The following is a 1,221-nucleotide window of genomic DNA, read 5'->3' as shown; positions in this document are numbered from 1 at the left end:
GGTTTATATTTTTATTTTCTTATCTAGGGTTTATTTTTAATATTTTAAAAACGTACACAAAAAATCATAATATTTTTTAAGCATATCACCTTATTTATCATAATACGTAACTTACTTGTTGAATTATAAGTAAAAATTATAATATAATAAATTTGCTATCTTCATTTGTGGTTTTAAAACTATATGCGATCACAGCTAATATTTTTTAAATTGTAATTAGCTAGCTCTCATTTATTTTCTTGACTTATTTATAAAAGCTACTTGATCAAGCAATATTGGCTTATCAATTAAAAGAGGACCAATTTTTGGCAATCTTATTGAAAAAGCTTTATTGAGTTGCTTTTGTTTAATTGCAACTTTACCCAATTTTGTTGAAATATCTGCACCAATTCTCTCTAACGTGATATCTTCTCTTTCTTTTGGAATATTTGTTAATCCTGATAAGGATGGAGCATAATTCTCTGACGTATAAGAAGCTATTAAATAGGCACTATCGTAATATCCAATAGGTGCCTTAGAAATATATTCCACTTTAACGTTTGTAACACCTGCATTTGCATAACCAAGTACTTCTGCAGCTTGCTTTGATAAATCAATAATTCTATTTTTCATAAAAGGACCTCGATCATTTACTCTAACAATGATGGAAGATCCATTTTGCAAGTTAGTAACACGAGCATAGCTAGGTAGAGGCATTGTAGGATGAGCAGCAGTTAAAAGATTCATGTCATAGACTTCACCATTTGCGGTTAAACGCCCATGAAAATCTGAACCATACCATGATGCTTCTCCAACACGCTTATAAGTTGGATCATTTTGAGGATAATACCATTTCCCTTTTATGTGGTAAGGTTTACCAACGACAGCTCGCCCACTCCTCTTTTTTTTTGATTGTTTTTTCTCACTTAGAATTTTTTTAGGAGAGACAGGAGTATTTGCGTCAGTTACTGTATGTTGATCGGAGTTTGTTATTGCAAAATTTGTAGTTTTATTTGTGGAACAAGATATCAACAACAGTGAAATGACTATTACAGAAGCAAATTGAAATGTTGATTTAACAATAAAAGTGAACTTATTTTTACTATTTAAAACCATATATCCAGCCCGCTTATTTTTGTTACGTATTTACAGAAATTAAATGTTCACCACAAAATATTATGTTACACTCCTGTATGCGAATAGGAATATTTAATACTTTAAAATGATTCCCCTGTATATTTA

General features: G+C 30.1%; 1 protein-coding gene. It reads right to left on the bottom strand.

Going from position 1 to position 1,221, the window contains the following annotated elements:
• Positions 1-231 precede the first annotated feature (231 nt).
• Positions 232-1,095 (bottom strand): septal ring lytic transglycosylase RlpA family protein, encoded by an 864-nt coding sequence (locus tag WCP76_RS06495; RefSeq protein WP_336294860.1) that lies wholly within the window; start codon positions 1,093-1,095, stop codon positions 232-234.
• Positions 1,096-1,221: the final 126 nt, after the last annotated feature.

Source organism: Bartonella vaga (genome assembly GCF_037070895.1).
Lineage (GTDB): Bacteria > Pseudomonadota > Alphaproteobacteria > Rhizobiales > Rhizobiaceae > Bartonella.
The sequence above is the reverse complement of the archived record's forward strand: the minus strand, read 5'-3'. Positions and strand labels throughout refer to the sequence as shown.